The sequence below is a fragment of the Microcoleus sp. A006_D1 genome (genome assembly GCF_036702805.1).
Classification (GTDB): Bacteria; Cyanobacteriota; Cyanobacteriia; order Cyanobacteriales; family Microcoleaceae; genus Microcoleus.
Genome location: NZ_JAUBVZ010000019.1, coordinates 18,395 through 42,530, shown reverse-complemented (window position 1 = coordinate 42,530; position 24,136 = coordinate 18,395). Strand labels below are relative to the sequence as shown.

Genomic DNA, 24,136 nt, shown 5'->3' with positions numbered 1-24,136 from the left:
CTCAATTACCCTTAATAAAGGTGTTTGCAGTCGGGAATGCAAGCCATCATAAAAATCTTAGGACTTGCATTCCGAACGATCAAACCAATTTTAGTGTAGTCGTGCGATCGAAGTTCCGAAGGTAGAGTTGCACGAAGGGAAATCATTGCTCTCAAATCTTCTTTAGCGATCGATAGTATCAGCATTTATAGCAGTGGACAGTGGACAGTTGACAGTTGACAGCTCGCCCTGAGCGACTTGTGCTGAGCTTTAAATCGTGGCGAACGAATGCGCTCAGCTTCCGCGTAGCCGAAGCAAGCCGAAGGGTTGCATAACGGGAATCAAATCATTGATGCAGTACGGGTATCGGCTCTATTCATGAAGTTATTTATGTCCTCACCGATGTGCGGTTGCTATAATACCAAATCCCCGTTAAAAACCGCCGCTCTGACTCGGCGGTTTTTAACGCGACGCAACTTATAATAATATGATGTCCGCTGAATTGCCAACGCTCAAGTAAAATCTTGGGACATGATATAACTGGGTTAAAAAAGTAAGATCCACACTGCGAACCTTACTTTTTGAACATCGCTTGCATCAGCCTTTGTATTCTTCGAGAATACTGCAATTAACGGACATTTCTCCTAAGGAATCAGTGAAGGTGACTTCATCTTGATAATGCCGCGGCGTTTGCATCAGCAACCGCCAAGCTTCCCCAGCATCGATTAAATTCATCCGCTCGGGATAGTGAATTTGTAACAACTCTTGTACCATCGGGTAATAGTTTGAGTTGATGCTGGGAAAAATATGATGCTCTGTGTGGTAAGAAAAATTTAAGTGCAGCAAGTCAAATATCTTAGGAACCCGCAGCGAAGCACTATTGATCAGTGGATCATTAATGCTGGTCATCCGACAACCCATATGGTTAGTGTAGATGTAAAACATTGCTCCTGCATGACCAAGTGCGATCGGCAAAATGTAGGCAAGAGTAACTTTAATCGGGTTAAAGTCTAGGTAAAATAAGACGCTGAGATGAATTCCTAAGATTCCCAGACATTCTAGGGCGATAGTCGATCGATCTTTCGGACTAACTGTAAACGCAGCCGGCACGTAATCAACAGATTTATCGTTGAATAACAACACCGAGGACACGTTGCGGAAATTATGCACCGCCCACGATCCAGCCATTCCCACAATCAACCACAGCGGATTGACTTCTACCGACGGTACAAATAGATTTTGAATCCATTTTCCCCAAGTATCCGGTTGCTGGTACAGGTAATTGCGATCGGGGTCTGCTAAGGAATTGGTGGTATTGTGGTGTACGAGGTTGTGCAGCGATTTCCACTGAGTAGGCGGCATCAACAGCATACTTAGGCCTAAAAAGGCGATGGGATAACTCAGGCGAGACTTTTTCTGAACGCTACCGTGCATCAGGTCGTGGGAGCTAAATAGCAAAACTATGATACTATTGCCCATAATCACGGCTAATGGTAAGTACAGCCATAAAAGATAGACAGGCCAGCGATCGAGATAGTCGGCAATTCCCCATCCCAGCAAGAGAATTCCCAGATTGATTAACAATATTGCTAACTTGCTAGAATCTGGTTCAAAGGCTTCTGGTGGCAGCAGCGGACGCAATTTTTTAATGTATGTCGATTGGTTAATTAGCGTTTCGCGATCGACTGTCTCGTCTGAAGAAATGAGCATTTTTTCTGAATTCATTGTTTGCTAATTACACCCTAATTTCAGTCGGATTGTTTTTCCTTTTTTAATTATATCGATTTTGGGATAATTTAGGGTTGGCAAATCATTATTTTGTGAAATTTAAAACTGTTACCCAGACATTTGACACATATCATAAAAACGTAATTATTGGAAAATTATAATTCTCAGCCATCTGTATAGCAAATCAAATCGAGCCGCAAAAATACATCCTATTGCTCTAGATTTTGAATCTCATCTCATCTCCGATCGATCGCCTACAATAAAAGTTTTTCGTAGTACGGCTATTAGTCTTTGTTTACTAAAAGCCGACTGATAGGACTGAAGTCCTCACTACAAACTTTGTAAAAAAAAGATGCTCTCTCTTAAATTCCATTCAATAGCTAAGCCGGAGAACATAACTCCCTAAAATTGTCCGTTACCTTGAACAATTTCTTTAATTGTCGTCAGCGTATCTAGCCCGATCAATCCCCGGCGATAGCCTTTTTGGTTGGACATTCCCAAAAATATCGCATCTCCCCGATTTTGATAGCGCCAAAACCGAGGCGAGGCATTGATAAAAGTAGAGGCGCTGTTGACATCGAGAGCAAATTGGCGGCTTTCTAGGTAAGATTCAGTGGCGATGGCGTCAGCGTGGCCGCTGCTGTAGCGGTTGATCCAGCCGATCGCAATTTCGAGACTATCGACAACTTTAAACGCGATGGTTTTGTTTAAATAAGGTTGAGTCCACTCGTAGGGTTCCGCCAGCTTCAACTCGGGGAAATCTGCGACGAGATCCGCGTCGGCGCTAATCTGAAAGCCTTTTTCTTTTAGACTATTCCACAGCCTGACTAAGGAAGAAGGCTTTTGATTGCGATCGATCAGCACTTTCTCGATCGCATTTACCGGATCTGGCACACTTTGATGGCTGTCCAAAATCATCCACCTTGCCATCTCCAAACTACCTGTCGGCGACCAATAAAGGTAGCAATTGCCCATTGCCGATCGCAATACGGGCGCTGTGCACAGCCTTACCACCTGCTGCACCAAACTCGGTCTACCGTAGGGAATAATTAAATTGAGATATTGGTCTTGAGTCACCAAATCCCGGATCGAAGCGCCCCGATCCGGTGGCAATACCTGCAAACATCCTGACGGCAAACCGACATCATCGATCGCCGACATCAAAGCTTCTCCAATTACAGCATTAGTTTGCCAGCTTTCGCTGCCGCCTTTGAGAATCAAGCTGTTAGCGCTTTTGAGACACAAACCCGCGGCGATCGCCCCCAACTCGGGAAACGCCTCGTAAATTAGGGCGATCGCCCCCAGCGGCAACGATTGACAGTACACTTGACAGCGATCGACTTGATAAGAAGCATTGATCACTCTGCCGATCGGATCTGGCATTTCCCCCAACCGTTCCAGAATTTGGACAGTTGTCTTGATCCGTTCCGGTGTCAGCTTCAGCCACTCTACAATCAACTCAGGAATCGCCATATCCCGACTCGCTTCTAGATCCAGAGTATTTGCTTCTAAAATGTCATTTTGCCGACGTTTGAGTGCGATCGCCATTGCCTGCAAACCAGCAGCGCGATCCGTACTTTTTGTCGCCGCCAACTCCATAGAAGCTTGATAAGCGCGGCGGGCGACATTTGCCCCCTCTGATGAATGGCTAAAATCCTCTATTATCATCTTACTAACGCCTGTAAGCTAGCCATACCATCAGCGCCGGCAGCATTGCTAACAGCACAGCGACCATTGCCCACAGAATAATATTCGGGCCCGGTGAGTGCAGCGCCAGGGGCAACCAAATCAATAGTGGCACCAAAATCATCCCCAGGGCCAGCGGCAAGTAGTGCGCCTTCAAACCCGGATTTGCTCTGTTCCACTGCTGACCCGTCCATCGCCAAGCCTGCTTATAAGGATAGTTCGTTGATAGTTGCTCGATGACGTGTCCGCTTTCGTCCAACACAAATATTTGCTGACAACGGTTGCAGCCAAAGGCTTCTGTCAGTATTATCGGCACGAGACGACCCCTCCGCCGGCAAGGGCAGGGGTACTCATCATTTAAGTCAATCTTTGGAGCTTTTTGGGATGGCACGGGCGATCGGATAAAAAAAGCGTTTTTGCCAGAATAATCGTTAACACATCTACTTAATCAGACTTTTCAATTCTGCCCAATCAAGACTTTTAACTGCCTGTTTCGAGCGATCGCCCGATCGGCAATTTCTACTTGCAAGTCCTGGACTCAATTTTACCATTAACTTAGGTATTTTCAACCATTATCAAAACAAAACCGAAAAGTTTTTTGATATCCTTTCCGGTTTTGTTTATTTTCTTGATTTTTCAAAGCGGGTGACGCGATTCGAACGCGCGACATTCACCTTGGCAAGGTGACGCTCTACCACTGAGCCACACCCGCATTTCCTGCGGTCTTAACCATACTGTCTTACTTTTCGGAATTTGTCAAGTCTTTTTTGTAAGTTTTTTTCAGAAACCCAGTAAAAGCGCCCGAATGCCCGTCCCCGGCTGAAATTGCGGCCGCCGCCAGATTGTTAAAAAAATCAGTAATTGCATTGCTTTTGACCGTCATCCGCCGAAAGCAAAGCTACAATCAAGCTGCAATTGTGGGAGAACACTGCTATGTCAGACTTAAATCGCGGAATCATGAAGTTCAAAGGAGCTGACAGCCCGATCGCGATCGCTATTTCGGCGATCGTCATTGCTGGCGGCATCGGCTTCCTGATCTGGTGGGCGCTGCAATCAGCCTATACCTTCAGCTAAAAGACGACTAAAACCTAAAAATTAGAAAGTATTGCTCAGAAGGGAGAATTTCCGAAAATTCTGCCTTCTGTGTTTTTTGGGGCTCAGACAGCACTTGCCAAACGGTTTTACTGTGCTTATCCTGATCTTGACGACTGTTTCACCCTCGTAACACAGCTAATATGCGATCCATTCTCTTAACCGTAGCTCTTCTGTGTTTAGCAACCCCTGCTTTTGCCACAACCTGCGAGGAAAGCTTCCAAAAAAAGGGGGACTTTTTCAATGGTGCCGCCTTTTCTGCGCGTGTCCAGGTTGAGGGATTATCAGTAGAGAGAGCATTTTCTCAATTAAGACTGATTTTAGTTCGCGAGGGCATCAAGACTGTCAGCACCGATGTGAGCATGGGTGTAATGAAAGCCGAAAATCCCGCAACAGCATTTCAGCGTGCTTTGCCGATCGATATATTTGCCTCACAGGACGGCAATCTATTAAATGTTGATATGATCTTTACCATTCCGAGTGGCGTGGGTGCAAGCAGAGACACCGTGAAGAAATACTTGTGTGATGCCCTAAATCAATTGTTGCCCAAAAGTAAGTAAACCCGCCCCGACACAAATATTATGGTCGATCGACTGAACATGATCTGAAATATCATCGCGGTTGAGCGATAAATCTGCGATCGCGCAAAAACGTCGAGCGCACTCATAACCGGGCCCGAATGCTTCCAGCTATCCCCAGAGATCTCCCCGATCGACTATTTTTGTAGTACACTTGTAATTGAATTGCGCCCAGCGCGCAGTTATCAGACTCAAGTGTTTACAAGGGTTGTATCGCAAAAAGAATTATGGCAAGCTTTCGGGACATTCTCAAATACTACAGCCGCTACGGTCAAATGTCGGTTTTCAGCATCGGTGCATCCAGCCTGTTTGAACTCGCCGATTTGGCTGTGCCCTACGCGATCGGACAAATATTAAACGTATTATCCAATCAACCTACAGATACAGTAACGCAAACATCGATCGCAGCGATCGCCTCACTTACCCAGCAATCACCCAGCAAAATATTATCGCTATCCGTCTTGCTGGGCTTGATTTTTCTGGTAACAGTCGCCAAAGCACCCGTACAGCCTTGGGTGGGAAACTGGTTCCACTGGGCACTACCACTGACAGCACGGCGGGATCAGATGAGAGGAGCGATCGGCAAAATCCTCACCTTACCTCTAGAATTCTACGACGAAAACAACGCCGGACGAATTTCCAGCCGCATCGCCAAAGGCATCGCCAACCACACTTGGACGTACCCAGAAATTGCCGGTCAATTCATCCCCGAAGTCGTCCGCTTAACCGGCGTCTTTACAGTTATCTGGTTAATTGAATGGCGCATCGGCCTATTAATTTTGGTTTCCTTCCTCTTCATCCTCGGTTTTACCTTAAAAACTCTGATGGTAGTTACTCAGAGAGAAGAAATACTCGATGAATACATCGAAGATACCGAAAGCCGCAACTCGGAAATCATCACCAACATCAAAACAGTCAAAGCTTTTGCCACGGAAAAAGAGGAACTCAAAAGGCAAACCACCAGACTCGATCGCGAATTGAAAGTTGTAATTAACCGCATTCACAAAGGATACGTCACCCTGGGGACATACCAGCAGACAATCGTGCAGTTTTGCTTGTTTTCAGTTCTAGGTTTTAGCCTAGCAGAAACCGTTGCAGGCAGGATTTCTCTGGGATATTTTGTCACAGTTTACACTTTGGCAAGCATGGCCTATTCCCAACTGCGTCCGATTAGCGTTATCGCCGAATTATTTGCCCGCCGCTATTCTTCAATGATCCGCTTCCACGAGTTTATGCAGTTACCAGACGGTGTAGATGCGGTGAATTTAGCAACAGAAAATGCTGCATCCGCGTCGCCCTATAGATTTAGCGGCAAAATTGAGTTTTGCGGGCTGAGTTTCGGGTACGATCGCGAAAAACCTGTTTTGCAGGATGTCAATTTATTGATTCATCCCCGTCAAACTGTAGCATTAGTCGGGCGATCGGGTTCCGGGAAATCAACATTAGTTAAACTGTTGTTTCGGTATTTCGAGCCCAACTCCGGCCGCATTCTGATCGACGGCGAGGACATTTCCAGTTTAGACGTGACTGGCTACCGCAAACGTTTAGCCATTGTTCATCAAGAAGTTGACGTTTTTAACGGTACTTTGCTGGATAATTTGAAATACGGCAACCTGAAAGCAACTTTTGAGCAAGTTGAAGAAGCTTGCCGCATCGCCCGAGTAGACGAGTTTGTCAACTTGTTGCCCCAAGGTTACTATACCGTGGTCGGGGAGCGGGGAATGCGCTTGTCTGGCGGTCAGCGGCAGCGGTTGGGGATTGCCAGGGCGCTGTTGGTAGAGCCGGATGTGTTAATCTTTGACGAGGCTACTTCTAGTTTGGATTATGAGTCGGAGCGATCGATCCAGCTAGCAATGCAGAACATTTTGGGTACGCGCACCACCATAATTATCGCCCACCGACTGAGTACAATTCGCGAAGCCGATGCGATCGTTGTACTAGACGGCGGTAAAATCGTCGAAGTTGGCAGCCACGACGAACTTTTGAACCAAAAAGGCATTTACCGCCGCCTGCACTCCCTGCAAGAAACCGGCGAATTATTGAATTAGGGATTTGGGCTTAGCCTATAATTCGGGTGCTCTTCGGTGTACCAAGCAAGCCGGCATTTCATCTACAAAGTGCCTTGATCTGCGTTTATCTGTGTTGATCTGCCTTAATCTGCGGTTGACCTCATAAATTTCAGATAATTTGCAAAATTTGGCAAAAATTAGCGTTGCAATCAAGAACACAGCAACATAACTAATAATTTTTCAAGTCAAGCCTGCAATGCTTTTAGCCTGGCCCGAAGTTGGGCGATTTCCTGCGCCATATCTACAACCATTACTGCTCCTATGAGATTTAGCCCTAAATCCTGGCGCAACCGTTGGATTTGACCAATGCGCGCAATTTCCCGCCCGTGCAGCATTGAGCCGATCGGCTCAATCAACCCCACTTCCACAAATTGCTCGATTACGGTTGTTGAAGTTTCTGTCACCAAAGCTGCATATTCAAACGTATACAGCCGATCGCCTTTTTCGGAAACAACGATAGTGGACAAGCTAAATTCGGTCATAGTCTCACCTCTTCTATTGCAGAACGTGGGTTAAAACTGCTACTCGCCTTAATCTTTTCATAGCAATCCTGCTCGATTTCACTCAACTCCTTCGGAGACACGATCTGAAGTTTCACAATTAGATCCGTGCGTTGGCGAAGCCTCTCCTGCGGAGAATCGCCTTTCGGCAAGATCCAACCCTTGCCGCGCAGCCGCAGCGATTGTCCGCAACTCACCCCTTTCGGCACAGTCATCATCACACCACCGTCCGGCGTTGGCACTTGCATTTGAGTACCTAAAACAGCTTCATCTGGGCGAATAGGAACCTCGCAAGTTAAATTATCACCCGAAAACTTAAAAAAGGGATGGGGAAATAGTTCGATTGTCAGATACAAATCGCCTCGCTGTTGAGAAAAAGGGCTGACGCGACCTTTTCCTTTCAGTCGAATCCGACTGCCTAATTTAGCACCTGCGGGAATGCGAACGTTAAGGGTTTCATTGTCCAACTGCAAGCGTTTCTGCACGCCGTGAAAGGCTTCTGAAAGCGAAAGCGCGATCGCCGCTTCAGTATCCGGTGCAGGCGCTTGAGTGCGAAATCCACCAAAATCATCAGCCTGAGTCGAAGAGCGCGAATGAGTTTTTCCCGATCGGGTTGGGCCACCATGACGACCCAGCAAATCCTTGAGAAAATCATCAAAATTGCTGTATTCATCGAAATTGGTGGACGGATCGAAATCAAATCCCCCGGCATTCGTGCTAGTTCCTCTAGGAGGAGCAACCCCTGCCCCTGCTTGCTTCCAGTGCTGCCCAAATTGGTCATACTTGCTGCGCGTTTCAGGATTTGATAAAACCTCGTTGGCTTCATTCAAATCTTTGAACTTATCCTCAGCTTCTGGATTGCCGGGATTCACATCAGGATGATGTTTGCGGGCAAGTTTGCGATATGCTCGCTTGATTTCTTCAGGAGTTGCAGTTTTGCTAACTCCCAGAATGGTGTAGTAATCTTTGAAGTCGGTTGCAGTTGGCATGATTTAAATTACTGAAAATCTAATTATTCTGCACTGGGAACATCGTTTGTCAGTGATAAATCTCCTTCTTCACTGAGTTGTTCAAAGTCTTCAGTTGTGGTAAACCGCTTTGCCTCTGTTGGATCTGTGGCTTGATTGCCAGCAAAATTTGTCGCTGCTGAGCGATCGATCGCAGCAGGATCGATTTCGGCTCCGGCCTCGGCTTCGGCGCTTAACAGTGCATTACCTCCAGCAAAATGATTTTTTTCGGCGATCGTTTGTAGAGCTTCCGCGGCGGCTTGATTGGGAACTTCTGCTTGAGACACCATTGATTCGTCATTCATGATTGAGACCTCTTAAATTACGGTTTAGTTTGCTCGTTTAAATCGAGAAAATTAGCAGGATTTGTAATTAATTGGTTTCCTTTATTATAGGTGATTAAAAACGATCGGTAACAATGCTACTGGAATCAAAATTTGCGCGATGGCAATTGTCGTATCCATAGATTGGACGCTCCTCATGTAGGTTAATTGCGATCGGTCAAAACATCCCGAATCGTTATAGCAACATTTCTACGATTAGACTGACCAAGTTTTTTCCCTCAACTCAATAATCTAATCACCAGAAGCAGAAGTGCAACTGCAAGCAAGCCACCATAGAATATGAACACAAGAAATTGTCAGTTCGCACAAACCGTTAGTTGGGAAGCGGCTCACTTTTTCGCTCCTGCGGCATTTTATACGGTGCGCCGAAGACAATAGCCGCCAAACTGCTGGCGATTTCTCCCGAAGGCGCATTCTGGTTATTGCTCAAAACGATCGCTGTTACATGGTCAGAGGGAAAGCGAATGATAGAATTGAAAAAGCCATTGATGCTGCCATCATGCCCTATCATTTGACGGTCAAACCGCTTTGTGATACCCCATCCATAACCATATCCGTCTTTGAATGGCGTGAATATCTCAGCAAGTATTTGGCGCGAAACAAGTTTTTCAGTGTAGAGAGCCTGATCCCAGAGAAGTAAATCTTCTGTTGTTGAGTAAAGCGCACCTGCCGCGAACGGGATAGACATATCAATATAAGAAGCGTTGATAATCGAGTTATCTTGTAATTCGTAGCCCCCTGCACGATTTTTGATCAGGCGGTTGTGGCTATCGTATCCGGTATGTGTCATGCCAAGCGGCGCGAAGATGTTCTCTTGCAAGAAGTCGGGGTAAGATTTACCCGAAACCTGTTCGATAATCATGCCAAGCAGGTAATACCCGGAATTAGTGTACTTAAATTTTTCACCGGGCGTAAACTCTAAAGGCATATTCTTGAAACGCTCGACAAGATTCGCGTGGGTGCTAGGTAGCTGCATCGTTTGTAAAAAGTTTGGAAGACTTGTATAGTTCGGAATGCCGGAAGTATGAGTCAAAAGGCTTCTGATTGTAATCGACTGCCAAGCAGCAGGACAGTCCGACAGATAGTTACATATCAGGTCATTAGTGTGCAACTTTCCACGCTCTTGCAATATCATTATTGCCATCGCGGTAAACTGCTTCGTAAGTGATCCCAAACGGAATACGGTTTGTGGCTTGTTCGGCACATCAAGTTCTAAATTTGCCATTCCATAACCCTTACTAATCAAAGGTTTACCGTCTCGCGCCACGAGAATTGAACCACTGAAGCGATTCACTTTCACAGCAGCATTCATGTACTCTTCAGCTTTGACAACAATCTGTTGTTTAAGTTGCGGTGCAGCCAAAATTTGCGCCGAAGCAAGCTGGATGAATAGCAAACACAAGACGACTAGCGCGACGAAACGATTCATACGACTGAAATTTATAGGCATAAAAATTTATCCTCTAAACTAATGTTAGGCGCGTCGTTTGTGAATGTCGCACATCATTTATCTTTCATTTATTTTCCCGATCCCTTCAGCCTGCCTGTTGACGATTTTCGGGCTGCCATAGTAATTGATTTTCCCTACACCAGATGCCTGTGCATCCAGTTGCCCCGTCACATATATGTCAACATTACCTACTCCAGTCGAATTTACCTTCGCGTTGACAGTATGTAAATTCTTCGCGTCTAAACTTCCGACACCCGATAATGTAATATCTGCTTCCTTTGTTTCACCAGATGCAGTGAAATCCCCGACACCATTCACCACTATTTCCAATCGGTCGTTCTTTACATTTGATAGATTAGCTTTACCTACTCCATCGAAAACAAACTTTTTAAGATCGGGAGTCGATACAATGATTTGTAGTTTTTGCTGAGGATTGTATCCTTTAGTGGGTCGGATGTACAAAGTACCATTTTTAACTTCAGTAGTAATTAATGGGATGATGTTATCATCGCCACTAATTTCGAGACTCTCCTGCCCTTGAGAACGCACTTGGATCGAACCAACATAGTTCGCGTCTAGAGAATCGAAGGAAGCAACCGATCTTTTCTCGGTCTTAACATTACCACTTCCTTTGACGTTGGAGGTGTTACTAATGAGATTGCATCCCGCCAAGCTAATAACTAATCCGATGCTGAGCACTGTCAATATTTTCATGGTCTTTCTTTCACTCAAAACATAGGTTATCAGGAACAAGAGAACCCCAGTGAAATAGTTCAGAAGTCCCTAGGCAGAATTATTTGCACGCTGGGTTTTGTCCTCATGTTTACTTTGCTCATTAGACAAGATTGCAAAAATACCTAGGACGGGCTCTCCGGCCCATCCCACAAAAATTATTTTTTGTTGTGGGATAGGTGTTCTGCCTGCCCAAAAACTTGATTAAAAGAATTTTTGCAATCTTGTCTATTTAGGGTACAAAATCAGCATCAATCACATCTTCCTCGCTGTTTCCCGACGGTGGACTTGCGGGATGAGGATTGCTCGCATCCGCACCAGCTTTGGCGTAAACGGCGCTACCAATTTGCATCAGGGCTTGTTTGAGATCCGTTGTGAGCGATCGCATTTGATCGTAGTTTTCTTGACCAATTGCCGATCGCAAATCTCCAATCAATGATACCGCCCGCTCCTTATCCGCATCAGAAACTTGACCGTCCAAATCTTCCAGTTGTTTTTCTGATTGATAAACTAGCGAGTCTGCATTGTTTTTGGTATCAATCTGCTCGCGCCGTCTTCGATCTTCCTCATAAGACGCGCGATCGCTCATTCGCCCTCGCATATACGGATCGAGAGACAAGTAAATGGTGCGATCGAGAATTTCTCCCTCTCCCGGTTCTGGAATTGCTGTTTCGACAACGGCAAAATCGCTCTCTTTGGGTTCTCCCGTCGGATAACTTTTGAGCAAAATTTGTTGGTTCATTGACTCAGACATGGATGCCTCCTTTATTGATAGATTGCCTTCTCGATCGTGCAGTGGAAGAAGTCGCCCTCGGACTCAAAGCGTTCACTGCCGAAGAACCATCCCCCCCGGAGTTGCGTCGGGATCGTATAGCCCTCAAAGGTGCCGATCTTCTCTACGATTCCACCAAAGTCGTTATATTGAAACGCGCCAGCGTCGGGATTGCCCCAGCGATCGACTTTGATCTGCTCCAAGACTCCCTGATTGGAAACCGTCAGGGTAATCTTGGCCGGTTCTCCGAGTGCTGTGAAGGTTGCCTGAACTTGGGAAACGTTTAACTCTGTCCAGATGATGTCAGGGTTACAGAGGACAGATGGCAACCACATGGACTCTGAGTGAACTCGTCCCACACACGATCGAGTGATATCCTCTCCGCTTTTCTGTATGGTATTCCACTTCGCTTCACCGACACCATCCACGATGCGATCGTCTCCCAAAATTGGTAAGCCATTCATCAAAGTAGTCACCTGCCAAATCATGCCTCGATCCCAGCAAATCACTTCTTCCGCTTTAAATGAATGCCAATGTTTTCCGAGTTTGATTTCACCGTGCATCCACAGTCGAACGGCGGATGCGAGGGGTGTACCGGGGGCGATCGCATTCTCCAAATAGCGACGGGCTAGATTAGGAAGATTGATTAATAATTCAGGATTGAACGGGCGATCGCTCTTAGGTGCTGATTCCCACAAATCGTCTAGAGAAATTTCTTGGATTTTAGTCATGTTTTAAAAGGTTTAAAGGGCAAGATACAGCACTTTGCGCTGAAGGTTTGGTTAAAAATATGATGTATGTTACTGGTTAAAAGCTTTTGGTTAAAAGAACTACCACAGAGGAAACGATCACAACTACGGCATTTTTTTATTGATGCGCTTCTCTGCGCGTTAGGATATCATCTAGAATAGCGATCGCATCATATATATATATGTATCTGTAGGCGGATATTCTGATTGCCCATCAACTCAACAATCTAATCACAAGAATCAGAAGCGCAACTATCAGCAAGCCACCATAGATCGTGAAAATGCGATCGGCGAACTACTTTGGCAAGCAGAAAATGTCGATGACTTGACCGTTAAAGTTTGCTATAGGCGATCGATTGAAACATTAATTTTGAACCATTCTTATATTCTTCAATAATATAATCATAGGCTTTCTTCTCAGACCGTTTTTGGAAAGATATCTGACATACACCAATATAGGCAGCATAGAGTTCAGGATATTTTGCAATTGTCTTAATACCAAGGTAAGACCCACCTGAGTGAGCCATTAAGTAGATTTTGTATTGAGCGAATCGATTCCTTAGATAATTCGTAATTTCCTTCGTGTCAGAAATCAAATCATCAATGGTGATTTCTCTATCCTTGTATCTTGCGGCATAGGAAAGCCCAGCCCCACGTTGTTCAAACCATACAATAGTGAATATGTCATGTAGTCCTGTTGGATATTTATCTGTGAAAAAATAGTCTGGCATTCCTCCATGTAGATAGAGCAAAACAGGGTTATTCAGGGTTTTCCCCTTGATAAAGAAACCAAGTCTTCCGCCGTTGATGTCAACAAAACCTTTTTCGGAAATGCTGTTCGGCAATACTTTACCATCTTCACCTAAATAAGGTTTTGGCTTTCCTGCGCTATTAATTTGCAAGACAACAAATCCTGCAAGTAATAGAAACAAAACGACTAAAGGCATTATCACCATGATTGCCTCAATCCTTAACTAAAAATTGCTATTTTTTATAGATAGTCCTCGTACAACCAATCTTTCTAACGGTTGTGTTCAGCGGACAAAAATAGCCTCCGCAACTTAATGAAGTAGCCTGCTACGTTCCGCTGCAACACGGTTGTTAGGCATTCTCTTTGCCCAAACCAAGACCTCTTAGTATCTCCCACACTGGCAGAAAATCCCTCAGCGTATCGTAAGAATACTTGGGTAGATCATCACTATAATAGAAATCGTCTTCTTTCTTGTTATACATGTAATCGACATAGCTCATGTAAATCTTTCTCAGTAACCCGCTTAGATATATATCTAGATTGTGAGTGAACACGGAGTCAATCATGCTTGTTTTCAGTCCATACCAATCTGGGATGGATATCTCGCTTTGGAAACTTGATTGGTCAGTGTTTCTAAAGCACCGTTCAAACTCCTCCCTCACAGTACGTATCACAAAGTCGTGAAAGTTTGACTCCAGACTTTCGATCCAAAACTCTCTCTTATCTTCATCCAATTGATCGTAAATTTCTTGAATTTCAGCTAGCCTACCCAGAGCAGATTCACCAGAAACTTTTTGGTTATTAATGCCACTGCGAAATGATGCAAATGGATTGATGACTACTACATATATAGTATTCGGGTATGGTAATAATTTCGCAATTTCTCCCCAATTCTGAGAAGCATAAACGAGTGAATGATACCCACCAGCCTCCAATTGGTATGAAATCGTATTTGAAATCGTATTTAATGCTACTTTTGAATAATCGGGGATGTTACGATCGCCAGTTTCTTGGTCAATATCTATCCAGCCATCAATTATTGGAAACGAAATAGCTACCGTAAGCATTGATCTGTCGTCTAGCAGGTTATTCTGAAACCATTGATAATAGGATTTGTCTGGATAATAGACAGATAAAGTTATTTTTCCCTCATCTTGTTTGGGTATTAATGCAACTGCAAACTTGTCATTAGCGAGTATCTCTTGAGCAAAAGCATCTCTGACAGTTCTAGTTTCCATTGGAGCGATCAAAACCGAATTTATTACACCTTCTGTTATACCTGGAAAAATAGAACAAAAATGATTTGCGTAGGCGAGAAGTTCAGTATAAGCCTGTCGTTCAGTCTGTTTAGATTTCTTTAACTCAATAATTGTTAGTCCATTGGTTTCCGAATTACCAAAAAGATCAACTCGTGTCGTCGAATCGCCAGTTTTTTCAAGCCGTAACTCTTGGGCGATAATCACTAGCGACTCAAGCCCATCTAAAATTTTGTTTATTTTTTGTTCGGCTATTTGTTGTAATAAAAAACTTAACGGGGGGAATTCGTCACCTTGCCAACTTACAGGTTCGCGCCGCCCAACAATCAATTCTGAAATCGATTCTTTGTGATGATTAAAAAGGTAATCTCTAAACTCATTTTCCGTGAATTGCATTTAAATTCTCAATATTTATTTGTCGCGACCTCATTACTGGAAACACTTGGATCGCTTTGTATGCCTAACTATGTATTATCCCACAACTGCGGTTCAATTCTTATTTTAACAATACTTCGGACAGTTTTATATCTAGTCGAGTGTCCCAAACCATTGCTGGCTATATGCTGGACTATTTTTTCAATGTTTAAGTCCAGCGCTAAGTTTCAGAAAATTCGTTAAAAATGGCAGGGCTTCCTCCGTAAGGCTTACAGGGCAGTTAAAAAACTGTCCGAAGTATTGATTTTAACTGAATGTGAGTGGGAAGTCCCGCACCCTACCTGTACTCAGGTGGGTGACGGGATGAAAACGAACCAGAAACAAGTTGAGCGATAGCGAATCAGTGATACAATTTCACTTTGCTATGATTCAGGCGATCGGCATTTTTTGCAATGATAAATAGCTGATTCATTGCGAATTCAGCATCTCCCACTTAAGTGAGAGCATTCTCTGCCTCTGGATAGCTAGAGAAGATTTTCACAGATTAGACTTAAATTACATTCGCTCTCAATTCTTGAAATTGCATCTTCGTTAATCTGCGTTCATCTCCCTGATATCTGCGGTCGATCTATCAATCAAAAAAATAGGCAATTCAAGTCTATTGTACGTGTTGATAAAAAACTCGTTTCACAGTTTCTGCACTGAGGATGTAAAGTCCGACAATTGCCGCTAGCACCAACAGGAATTCGAGCGGCAAGGATTGGAATCCCAGTAAACTTGCAAGCGGAGTATAGGGAAGAAATAGTGCGATCATGACGATCGCGATCGTTGACATCAGCAGATACTTTCCCGGCTTGCTCGTGAGAATCGACTGCCGCGTCCGAATCACCAGCACAATTATGGATGCAGAAATCACCGATTCCATAAACCAACCAGTTCGGAATTGCGCGGGGTTGGCGTGCAGCAGAAATATCAATGCTCCAAACGTCAGATAATCAAAGACTGAACTGAGTAAACCAAACACCAACATAAATTTGCGGATAAACTTGATATCCATGCGGCGGGGTTTGTTTACCAATTCCTTGTCTACGCGATCGGTGGCGATCGTCATTTCAGGAAAATCAGTCAATAGGTTTGTGAGTAAAATCTGACTGGGCAGTAGCGGCAAAAACGGTAAAAACAGAGAAATGCCTGCCATGCTGAACATATTGCCGAAATTAGCGCTGGTTGCCATAAACACGTATTTCAGCGTATTAGCAAACGTGATTCGTCCTTCCTTCACACCCTCAACCAAGACATTTAGGTTTTTTTCCATCAGCACAATGTCGGCTGCTTCCTTCGCCACATCAACCGCACTCTCAACGGAAATTCCCACATCGGCAGCATGAAGCGCAGAAGCATCGTTAATACCGTCTCCCAGATAGCCAACTACATTCCCCGCTTTTTTGAGCGCGATGATGATCCGCTCTTTTTGATTCGGCTCAACTTCAGCAAAGACATTTGTTTCTCCAACACGATGCAGTAGCGCTTCATCACTGAGTTTTTGCAGTTCTGCACCAGTCAAAACCTTTGGCTCGGGTAGTCCTACCTGTTGAATGATACTGATGGCAACAGCCCGACTATCGCCCGTAATCATCTTCGGAGTGATGCCCAGGGCTACCAAATCTTTGAGGGTGTCAGCAATGCCTGGTTTCGGCGGATCAAACAGCGCCAGATAGCCTAGAAATGTCATGTTCGTTTCATCGTCTTTACTGAAGGAATCGCGGTCAAAATTGCGGTAAGCAACTCCCAATACTCGAAATCCTTTGCTGCCCAATTCTTCAGCGCGTTGCTCGATTTGCTGCCGCCCTGCTGCCATGTCGATCGCAATTCCGTCACCAGTCTCTACCGTTGAGCAGACATCCAGAATATTCTTGAGGGCTCCTTTGGTGACAATCAGATGCGTATTCTCTTGTTTAAACAGGATGCTTAAGCGTTTACGGTTGAAATCGTAGGGCACTTCATCGAGCTTTTGATAGCCTGAAATGTCGAATGTTTTGTGCTGGCGAATCGCTTTGTCGATCGCATTTACATAGCCAGATTCAGACGCAGCATTCAAATAAGCGTAGAGCAAAACCCGATCGCTCTCCTTGCCATCCACATCAACCGCCGAGTGAATTTTTACCTCCCCTTCCGTCAGCGTACCCGTCTTATCCGTACAAAACACGTTCATACTGCCAAAATTCTCGATCGCAGCCAACCGCTTCACAATCACCTGCTTTGCCGCCATTTGCTTAGCGCCGCGAGACAAATTGAGGCTGACAATAGCAGGCAGAAGTTGAGGAGTTAGCCCAACCGCCAGCGCTAGGGAAAATAAGAATGATTCCAAAACTGGGCGTTTTAGGTAAACATTGGCGGCAAAAATCAGGACAACCAAAATTAGCGTCACCTCCATCAGAAAGTAGCCAAACTTGCTAAGTCCCGCTTCAAATTCAGTTTCCGGCGGCCTAAGTTTCAATCGTTCCGATACCTTACCAAACTCAGTCTCCTTTCCGGTATGCACCACCACTGCTTTGCCAGTACCGCTGATAACATTAGTGCCCATATAAAGGATGTTAGTGCGCTTGCCCAGATCGGTTTCAGCAGGCAAAACGCCGCTGAGTTTATCAGCCGGATAGGTTTCTCCAGTCAGCGCCGCTTCATTCACCGACAAATCTTTCGACTCCAGAATCAGGCAGTCACCGGGAATGCTATCGCCAGCATTAAGTATCACAATGTCACCCGGAACCACCTGTTCATTGGGGATTTCTTGAGATTTACCATCCCGCAAAACCGTGGCTTTTACTTGCACCAATGCCAGGAGTTTCTCAACAGCATTTGTCGCTCCCCGTTCTTGCCAAAATCCTAGTAAGCCGCTAATTAGGACGATCGCCAAAATGATGATCGCATCTGCCGCATCCTTAAGAAATATTGACAGCACGGCGGCAAAAATCAGAATCAAAATAATCGGACTTTTGAACTGGTTGAGCAACAGCGTCAGTGAGTTCGATTTATGTTTTTGTTTCAGGCTGTTCGCACCGTATTCGCTCAGGTGTTGTTTAGCATCCTGGCTGCTTAAGCCTGCGGTTGTAGACTTCACCTGAGCCAGCACCCGATCGGCAGGTAAGCTCCAAAACGTAGAAAGTTGTGAATTCATTGTTTATTCTCTAACTTCTGATTTCCGGCCAGCAACCGTGCCAATCCATAGGCAGCCGCAGCGGCCACACTTCCCACCATGAACGTCTCGCTTGGTACTATCAGCCGATCTGATACCAAATCAGGGTTTCCGACTCCCTTTATTCGACCGTCGGCGCAGGCCGACTTTGTTTGTGTAGACGCGGTTTCAACCGCCGAGTTCGATCTAATACCCGTAGTATCAGTTGAATTAAGCAATCAACTCGATGCTGCTCGACTGCTTGGCCCATCAGTCGTGCGTCCGGTCATTTCGCCCCCAGAGATGCGGTAGATGGCTATTACCTCTGCACGTCCCCAAGAGTCGATCCAAGTTCGATTGATCGCAGGCGAAAGTGTGGGATTTTGCCCTTTGACTAATTCCATCGCTCCATCGATTTCTTGCTGCTCGGTTAGGCGATCGGCTCTGCCACTCACAATCACGCTCCGCCAATGCAGCGGATCGTGAATTTGCTCTACCTGTAAGCAGACTTCTGGATTCATGTTTATGTCATGAGTCTTCATACCTTCGGTTGTAAACAGGTAGATATCGGAATCCTTGAAATAATAGTGCATTGGCATCACGTAGGGTTTTCCTTCGTGTATATAACCAAGATGACCGTATCCTACTTGTTGTAGAAACTCTTGAATTTCTTTTTGTCCCATTTCATCAATATCTAACATCACTATTCTCCTTTTCAATATTCAGTCAATTGACTTGATTGCAAATGTGTTGGCTGCGATAGCAAAAACTCCGAAAAATCTAGCTTTGCTCCGAGTCCAGATCCCCCTAAATTCCCCTTAAAAATGGGGACTTCGATCGGAATCCTGTCCCCCCCTTTTTAAGGGGGTTAGGGGGGATCAGGGCCTAGTCGTCAAACAGCGGTCTGTGGAGGACTAAATTCCTCGTCTAGCGGGTTCTTAGTCCTCACTACTAACGAATTTTATTGTGAGCATTGAAAATGCTTTTCACACTCCGAAAGAGATGCTCCCAGCGTGCAGCGGAGCCAATACTAAACTCTAAGCCCTTTGTTGCTCAAACATATGATTCAATCGATCGGCATTTTCTCTCATAATGTGCAAAATGCCCCCCCGAATCACCGTTTCTCGGTACATTCGCTCCGCTAAAGGAGAACGGTGTGGAGCACCGAGTTTTCTCACCGGTACTGTTTCTCCGGCGATCGTGTAATGGTTGGGAACTTGGCTGAGAACGTGAGCAATCAGCTTTTGCCGAAATTCAGGCATCGAAAAAGCTGACTGATAGGGATGTTCTGGGTAGTCATCTAAGACTTCGCCAATTTCTCGCACTACTGCTGGCAATGTTAAATTGATTAGCTCGAATGACATTTTTACCTCTAATTTATGATTGCTGAGTCCGAAAACTATTGCTTGTCGGCGTTGATTAAGCGGGCATATCTGCATGACAACAGCCACAGCGCCAGTAAATCCTTCCCGATCGCATATGTCGGACTAAAACAGTAGAACAGCACAGACAAGTATGACGGCTGTTCATGCCGCACTCGATCGCTGGTGTGTCTAAAATCTGCTGGGTGCGATCGGCTTTTGAGTGCCTTGACAATGGGATTGCATTACTCAATAAAGTCTTCATCTTATATCCTGAGTCGATCGACTTAACGTGCCGTTTTTTCCCACAAAGCTTTTACAGGTAGCTAAGGAATGGCAATTTAATAACTTAAGCGACTTGCTTGTTACTTTCGCTCTGCCTGGTAACGCAGATCCGGAGGCTCTGCCTCCTTTTACTTCCCAGATTATAGGAGAGAGGACTGTAGTCGTGGTTTAAGTTATTAAATTTTTGTTCCTAAAAGTGAGTTATCTTCTAAGAATTATAGGCAATTGACGTTTCAAGTCTAGTATTGACAGATGTTTGATTTGTATTAATTGAGTGAATACTTAATAATTCTTTACATAAATCTGTATCAATTCAGAATTTATTGCCATTCCCTAGCTTCCAGTTCCTGCTGAGGCAGCAATAAAGTCGCTTCGATTTCCTGTCGGATGGCGGCTGTCACTTCACAATTGCTGTGCAGACAATCGAGCAGAAGTTGATTGGCATTGTAGTAGGATTCCAGCACTTGCTGTTGAGCTGGACTAAACTCCCATGTATGGTTAATATTGCGGTAATGGGCGATCGTCTCCCTCAATTGTTCCACCCAGGCAGAATAGTTTTTCTGCCACCAGTCATCCAGCCATTCTCGGTTTTGACTCGCAGATGGCAATTCGTCTCTCAATTGTTGCAAAGACTTATAAAATCCAGCATCCAGAACCGTCACCAGAATATTGTTGAGTGCCTCACTACAAGCCTTGGCACAGGCAAAATCCTGACTGTGATTAACCGCACATTCCAGCAGCAAATTATCTAACGCCGTATCTAAAAACATCCCTTGATCGAGGGTACACGCTAACGCAAAGTGAGCCGCTGTATGAGGGCTTTGGGCAAGCGCCAAGTAAAATGCTCGTGAAGTGGCAACTTTGGGCTCTGTAGGAATCATCTGCGATTTTTGACTTGCCCACAGCAAAAATTCTTGCAAATAAGGGTCTTGAGCAACTAATACATCAATCTGCTGCTTCATCAACTGCACCAGCGAATCTGCACTACGCAACATCGCAGTCGTTAGCAAGAAGACTTCGCGCCAGTGCGGGTCAGTTATGTGACTGACCAACCCGGACAGCGCTTGCTCTAATCCTCCCAGATTGTGACTGGCAACAATTTTTCGAGCCGTGAAATATTCTTGAAATGCTAGATAGGAAAACGAAAAAATTCCTCGCGCCCGTTCTGTAAGCAACCCATGTTGAGCCTCGATAGATTTAAGTACGGCTTCGCTTTCGAGTTGGAGTTCCTCTGGTTCCAACAATGTCGCACCTGGCAAATTCCGCAAATAATCCCCAATGTATTGTTCGATGATCCGTTGCTCAAAAAAATACTGTCCGTCTTCAAAGGTGACTGCCGCCAACTGACTCAGCAGCCTCAGTTTTTGAGGTAATAAAAACCCTCGGTACACGTCATCGCGTTCGACTCCTTTAGCTTCATCCCATTTACCCAGCAGCAAATCCAGTCCTTGCTTGTAAAACTCCGTCCGTTTAGTCGGAAATTTGTCTTGACCGTGAAACACCCAGCAAGCAAGATGCAGAAACATGGGTGTGACTACCAGTTGGCGAAACTGCCAGTTTTCCGGCAAGTCCAATTTGCGCATAAACTCCATAGACTGTGCTTCCCCCGATTCAGGGTTGCTTTTGGCAAATTCCACAAACCACTTTTGCGCGAAGGTGGTAATTTGAGCCTCGGTAAAGGGGGCAATTTCCACATCGGTAAAGCCTTGCAGTTGCAGTTTTTGCGCGGCGGTGCGGCAGGTGGCGACGAACTGGTTTTTATGATATTTTTCTGAGAATTTGCGAATTTCTTTCAGAACTGCTGTAATGTCTTGGTTGAGCACTTCATCCATGCCATCTAGCAATAGCAAAACTCTACCGGCTTTGAGTAAAGTTTCAATTACAGACGGATTGGGAATACCTGATGTGAGAAATGCCTGATGAATGTAATTTAGGAAGCTAAATTTGTTATCATCTCTGGATTCTTCGGCAAAATCTCTCAGGGCGATGAAAACTGGCACTTGATGGGCGGCAAATTTGCCCCGGTTGCACAGAATGGCTAGATGTTTCAAAAAGGTGGTTTTGCCGACTCCTGGTTTACCTAGTACCCTGAGTTTGGAGTAGGTTTCGACGGCTTGCATTCCTGGTATTTGTTTTTGGTCAACTGCGCCTAAGCCGACGCGCTCAAATTCACCGGGCTTCAAGTTTTGCAAGTCGGCAATTTCAAACCACTGTTGGCTGGCTATCTCTTCTAAAATGTTGACATCGACGTAGATGTCATCAATGCTGACTGGACGGCTGATGTCGAGTAATTGCAAGATGCCGCACTGGTTTTGAATTGTGTCGTGATATTGCGATCGCACAACTTGCACTAAACTGTCAATATTCCCAGAGGCTGTCTCGGCTGTATCTACGGGTTCTGGAAATTCCGCAGGCGGATTGTCGGCAATTTCTCGCCAATCTAAATCAAGTATGGTACAAATGCCTAAAAAAGTCTGGCGATCGACCGATTTGCCTGTGAAAAATCGCCCAATTGGCTGACGAGTCTTTAAGTTGACTTCTCCGGCTAGATTGTCCTGAGTCCAGCCCTTGATGGCAAACGCTGCTTTCGCCTGTTGAATTCCAGAAGAGGATGCTTGGAGCGATCGTTTTACCATAAAATAACAACCTCATATTAAGACTCAAAATTAAAACTTGTATAAATATCTGATATTTTACGGACTCTTCACCGAGTTGTATGCTTTTTACCTCGGTGAAACGATCCAAAATCCCACGCCGATAAATTGGTTTCTCAAACACCAAGAGCGAAATAGGATTGTGTCAACGCCAGGGAGATCAGCCTTTCCCTGTTTAACTTCCAGTAACAGCATTACCTTGATGTTTGACTTTTCTGTGCCCTTGTCTTCCCGAATTTCCGGCTGTTGTCGCTGGAGTTTGGCACGCAAGCTCGCCTCTGATTCTCATAAAAATGCTACCAGCCCCTAGTTCGGCTAACCCTCCAACCAGGGCGATCCTTTTCGCTAACGCTAACGCACATCGACCTGCTGCTACTGAAAAGCTTACTGTCAGCCCATCTGACATCCCAACAATCATGTATGAAATTATTTTTCCATAGATTTTGAAGTCGAATAAAATAGTAACTTTAGTAGAAAAACGGCAAAAATATTTACTTGTCCATAATAATATAGAGGTGCTTGCTATTTCGACTCTACCAAAGGTTAGAGATGTATAAAATTAGTTTTTACCGTTATATCTTGTTGCCAATTCTTGACAACTAAAACCTACCTCAATCTTCCTCGTCATTCAGATTCGTTAACTCATAAATAGCTGCATAAAATTATACAATCGTGAGGTTGAAAGAGATTTGATTTGCTCAACTAATCGGTCATTTTGAGTTGAAAAAACGTTTAAATTAATCTCATTCTGCTGAAATTAAAGTCAGGAGTTTCGGGCGTGTCCTCAAATCAACCAGATATAGCGAGGGACTAGAGCGTCGAGACTAAAAACTAGGGAAAGAAGGGAATAGAATAAGCGGGTTTTTTCATTCAGTTGACAGTTGACAATTGACAGTTGACAGTTGACTTCGGAGTGCGACCTCTACCTAAAAGGAAGAGGATTGGAGTAATGAATAGTTTTCTTTTAATTTCTCGCCTTTAAGGCTTGGGGCTTTAAACCAATTCTTTCTGGTAACTCAGAATCTCCTAACCACCGGGCGCGCTTGCTATAACTACAGCCCGTTTGTGATGGCGCGTGGCAATGGCGCGATACTGCTTGAGTTTGGCGAAACAGTGTTCGATTTTCCTGTGTACCCCTAACTGGCTTATGTGTTCCACTCTTAATGATTAAAATTTTAAATGTATGTTGCAAAATAAAGATGAAGGTGCTAAGTTATTTAACTGTGGGTACAAATGGGTCGGTGCCCGAGCGGTTAATGGGGGCGGACTGTAAATCCGCTGGCTACGCCTACGCTGGTTCAAATCCAGCCCGGCCCACCACACTTTAAATAAAAGTTAAAAGTTAAAAATTAAAAGTCAAAAATTTTAATTTAACATTTTTAATTTTTATGCCCGTGTAACTCAGGGGTAGAGTACCTCCTTGGTAAGGAGGAAGTCATGGGTTCAAATCCCATCACGGGCTTAGTTTTCTAACCCTTATGGTTACGCCATTTAGGAATCTCACTCAATCTCCGGTTAACGGTTGCCACTCATTTTTCGCTGATCTCGTCTGTGAGTCTCACGAAAAAAAATCGGCATAACCGCCCTTAAGCTTAA

General features: G+C 44.8%; 23 protein-coding genes and 3 tRNA genes. 5 read left to right on the top strand and 21 right to left on the bottom strand.

Annotation, left to right across the window (positions count from 1 at the left end):
* Nucleotides 1-11: 11 nt before the first annotated feature.
* The 5 genes from QUB68_RS25340 to QUB68_RS25320 form a co-directional block, all read right to left on the bottom strand.
* The gene (locus tag QUB68_RS25340) at nt 12-185 is read right to left on the bottom strand and encodes a hypothetical protein (protein ID WP_332997639.1); all 174 of its coding nucleotides are present in this window, start codon (nt 183-185) and stop codon (nt 12-14) included.
* 391 nt (nt 186-576) lie between these two features.
* Nucleotides 577-1,689 carry a fatty acid desaturase family protein gene (locus tag QUB68_RS25335; RefSeq protein WP_332997637.1) on the bottom strand — a complete coding sequence of 371 codons (1,113 nt, stop codon included), beginning with the start codon at nt 1,687-1,689 and terminating at the stop codon, nt 577-579.
* Between the two features lie 420 nt (nt 1,690-2,109).
* Nucleotides 2,110-3,375: a glutamate-5-semialdehyde dehydrogenase gene (locus QUB68_RS25330; RefSeq protein ID WP_332997636.1), complete on the bottom strand. Its 1,266-nt coding sequence runs from the start codon at nt 3,373-3,375 to the stop codon at nt 2,110-2,112.
* Nucleotides 3,376-3,379: 4 nt separating this feature from the next.
* The gene (locus QUB68_RS25325; RefSeq protein WP_332997634.1) at nt 3,380-3,784 is read right to left on the bottom strand and encodes a hypothetical protein; all 405 of its coding nucleotides are present in this window, start codon (nt 3,782-3,784) and stop codon (nt 3,380-3,382) included.
* A 249-nt stretch (nt 3,785-4,033) separates the two neighbouring features.
* A tRNA-Gly gene (locus QUB68_RS25320) sits at nt 4,034-4,105 on the bottom strand.
* Nucleotides 4,106-4,326: 221 nt separating this feature from the next.
* On the opposite strand from QUB68_RS25320, the gene QUB68_RS25315 reads away from it, so the two are divergent.
* The 3 genes from QUB68_RS25315 (at nt 4,327) to QUB68_RS25305 (ending at nt 7,111) form a co-directional block, all read left to right on the top strand.
* On the top strand, nt 4,327-4,467 hold the full coding sequence (locus QUB68_RS25315; RefSeq protein WP_172188980.1) for a hypothetical protein: 141 nt from the start codon (nt 4,327-4,329) through the stop codon (nt 4,465-4,467).
* Between the two features lie 161 nt (nt 4,468-4,628).
* Complete coding sequence (locus QUB68_RS25310) at nt 4,629-5,045, top strand: hypothetical protein (protein WP_332997632.1); 417 nt, start codon at nt 4,629-4,631, stop codon at nt 5,043-5,045.
* 245 nt (nt 5,046-5,290) lie between these two features.
* Complete coding sequence (locus tag QUB68_RS25305; RefSeq protein ID WP_332997630.1) at nt 5,291-7,111, top strand: ABC transporter ATP-binding protein; 1,821 nt, start codon at nt 5,291-5,293, stop codon at nt 7,109-7,111.
* Between the two features lie 206 nt (nt 7,112-7,317).
* Here the strand turns inward: QUB68_RS25305 and QUB68_RS25300 are convergent, their stop codons facing one another.
* The 16 genes from QUB68_RS25300 to QUB68_RS30015 form a co-directional block, all read right to left on the bottom strand.
* Entirely contained in the window at nt 7,318-7,614 is a 297-nt protein-coding gene (locus tag QUB68_RS25300; protein ID WP_332997628.1) for a chaperone modulator CbpM, read from the bottom strand.
* Complete coding sequence (locus QUB68_RS25295) at nt 7,611-8,621, bottom strand: J domain-containing protein (protein WP_332997627.1); 1,011 nt, start codon at nt 8,619-8,621, stop codon at nt 7,611-7,613. Before QUB68_RS25295 ends, QUB68_RS25300 begins: the two co-directional genes overlap by 4 nt.
* A gap of 23 nt (nt 8,622-8,644) precedes the next feature.
* Nucleotides 8,645-8,944 (bottom strand): hypothetical protein, encoded by a 300-nt coding sequence (locus QUB68_RS25290; RefSeq protein ID WP_332997626.1) that lies wholly within the window; start codon nt 8,942-8,944, stop codon nt 8,645-8,647.
* Between the two features lie 352 nt (nt 8,945-9,296).
* Nucleotides 9,297-10,433 carry a serine hydrolase domain-containing protein gene (locus QUB68_RS25285; RefSeq protein ID WP_332997624.1) on the bottom strand — a complete coding sequence of 379 codons (1,137 nt, stop codon included), beginning with the start codon at nt 10,431-10,433 and terminating at the stop codon, nt 9,297-9,299.
* 57 nt (nt 10,434-10,490) lie between these two features.
* Nucleotides 10,491-11,147 carry a head GIN domain-containing protein gene (locus tag QUB68_RS25280; protein ID WP_332997622.1) on the bottom strand — a complete coding sequence of 219 codons (657 nt, stop codon included), beginning with the start codon at nt 11,145-11,147 and terminating at the stop codon, nt 10,491-10,493.
* Between the two features lie 250 nt (nt 11,148-11,397).
* Nucleotides 11,398-11,919: an Hsp70 family protein gene (locus tag QUB68_RS25275; protein ID WP_332997620.1), complete on the bottom strand. Its 522-nt coding sequence runs from the start codon at nt 11,917-11,919 to the stop codon at nt 11,398-11,400.
* 11 nt (nt 11,920-11,930) lie between these two features.
* Nucleotides 11,931-12,668, bottom strand: coding sequence for a DUF6920 family protein (locus QUB68_RS25270; protein WP_332997618.1), 738 nt, complete (start codon nt 12,666-12,668; stop codon nt 11,931-11,933).
* Nucleotides 12,669-13,018: 350 nt separating this feature from the next.
* Nucleotides 13,019-13,642 carry an alpha/beta fold hydrolase gene (locus QUB68_RS25265; RefSeq protein ID WP_332997617.1) on the bottom strand — a complete coding sequence of 208 codons (624 nt, stop codon included), beginning with the start codon at nt 13,640-13,642 and terminating at the stop codon, nt 13,019-13,021.
* 145 nt (nt 13,643-13,787) lie between these two features.
* Nucleotides 13,788-15,089, bottom strand: coding sequence for a hypothetical protein (locus QUB68_RS25260; RefSeq protein ID WP_332997615.1), 1,302 nt, complete (start codon nt 15,087-15,089; stop codon nt 13,788-13,790).
* A gap of 637 nt (nt 15,090-15,726) precedes the next feature.
* Nucleotides 15,727-18,243, bottom strand: a complete 2,517-nt coding sequence (mgtA, locus tag QUB68_RS25255) for a magnesium-translocating P-type ATPase (protein WP_332997613.1) — start codon at nt 18,241-18,243, stop codon at nt 15,727-15,729.
* A gap of 236 nt (nt 18,244-18,479) precedes the next feature.
* Nucleotides 18,480-18,941, bottom strand: coding sequence for a pyridoxamine 5'-phosphate oxidase family protein (locus QUB68_RS25250; RefSeq protein WP_332997611.1), 462 nt, complete (start codon nt 18,939-18,941; stop codon nt 18,480-18,482).
* A 336-nt stretch (nt 18,942-19,277) separates the two neighbouring features.
* The gene (locus QUB68_RS25245; RefSeq protein WP_332997609.1) at nt 19,278-19,604 is read right to left on the bottom strand and encodes a hypothetical protein; all 327 of its coding nucleotides are present in this window, start codon (nt 19,602-19,604) and stop codon (nt 19,278-19,280) included.
* 55 nt (nt 19,605-19,659) lie between these two features.
* Complete coding sequence (locus tag QUB68_RS25240) at nt 19,660-19,866, bottom strand: hypothetical protein (RefSeq protein ID WP_332997607.1); 207 nt, start codon at nt 19,864-19,866, stop codon at nt 19,660-19,662.
* Nucleotides 19,867-20,206: 340 nt separating this feature from the next.
* Nucleotides 20,207-22,522 (bottom strand): NACHT domain-containing protein, encoded by a 2,316-nt coding sequence (locus QUB68_RS25235; RefSeq protein ID WP_332997605.1) that lies wholly within the window; start codon nt 22,520-22,522, stop codon nt 20,207-20,209.
* Between the two features lie 87 nt (nt 22,523-22,609).
* Nucleotides 22,610-22,810 (bottom strand): hypothetical protein, encoded by a 201-nt coding sequence (locus QUB68_RS25230; protein WP_332997603.1) that lies wholly within the window; start codon nt 22,808-22,810, stop codon nt 22,610-22,612.
* Nucleotides 22,716-22,958 (bottom strand): VIT1/CCC1 transporter family protein, encoded by a 243-nt coding sequence (locus tag QUB68_RS30015; protein WP_442923123.1) that lies wholly within the window; start codon nt 22,956-22,958, stop codon nt 22,716-22,718. Before QUB68_RS30015 ends, QUB68_RS25230 begins: the two co-directional genes overlap by 95 nt.
* 817 nt (nt 22,959-23,775) lie before the next feature.
* Between QUB68_RS30015 and QUB68_RS25225 the strand changes: the two genes are divergently transcribed.
* Both QUB68_RS25225 and QUB68_RS25220 read left to right on the top strand, forming a co-directional pair.
* Nucleotides 23,776-23,860: transfer RNA gene (locus tag QUB68_RS25225), tRNA-Tyr, on the top strand.
* 70 nt (nt 23,861-23,930) lie between these two features.
* Nucleotides 23,931-24,002: transfer RNA gene (locus QUB68_RS25220), tRNA-Thr, on the top strand.
* Nucleotides 24,003-24,136: the final 134 nt, after the last annotated feature.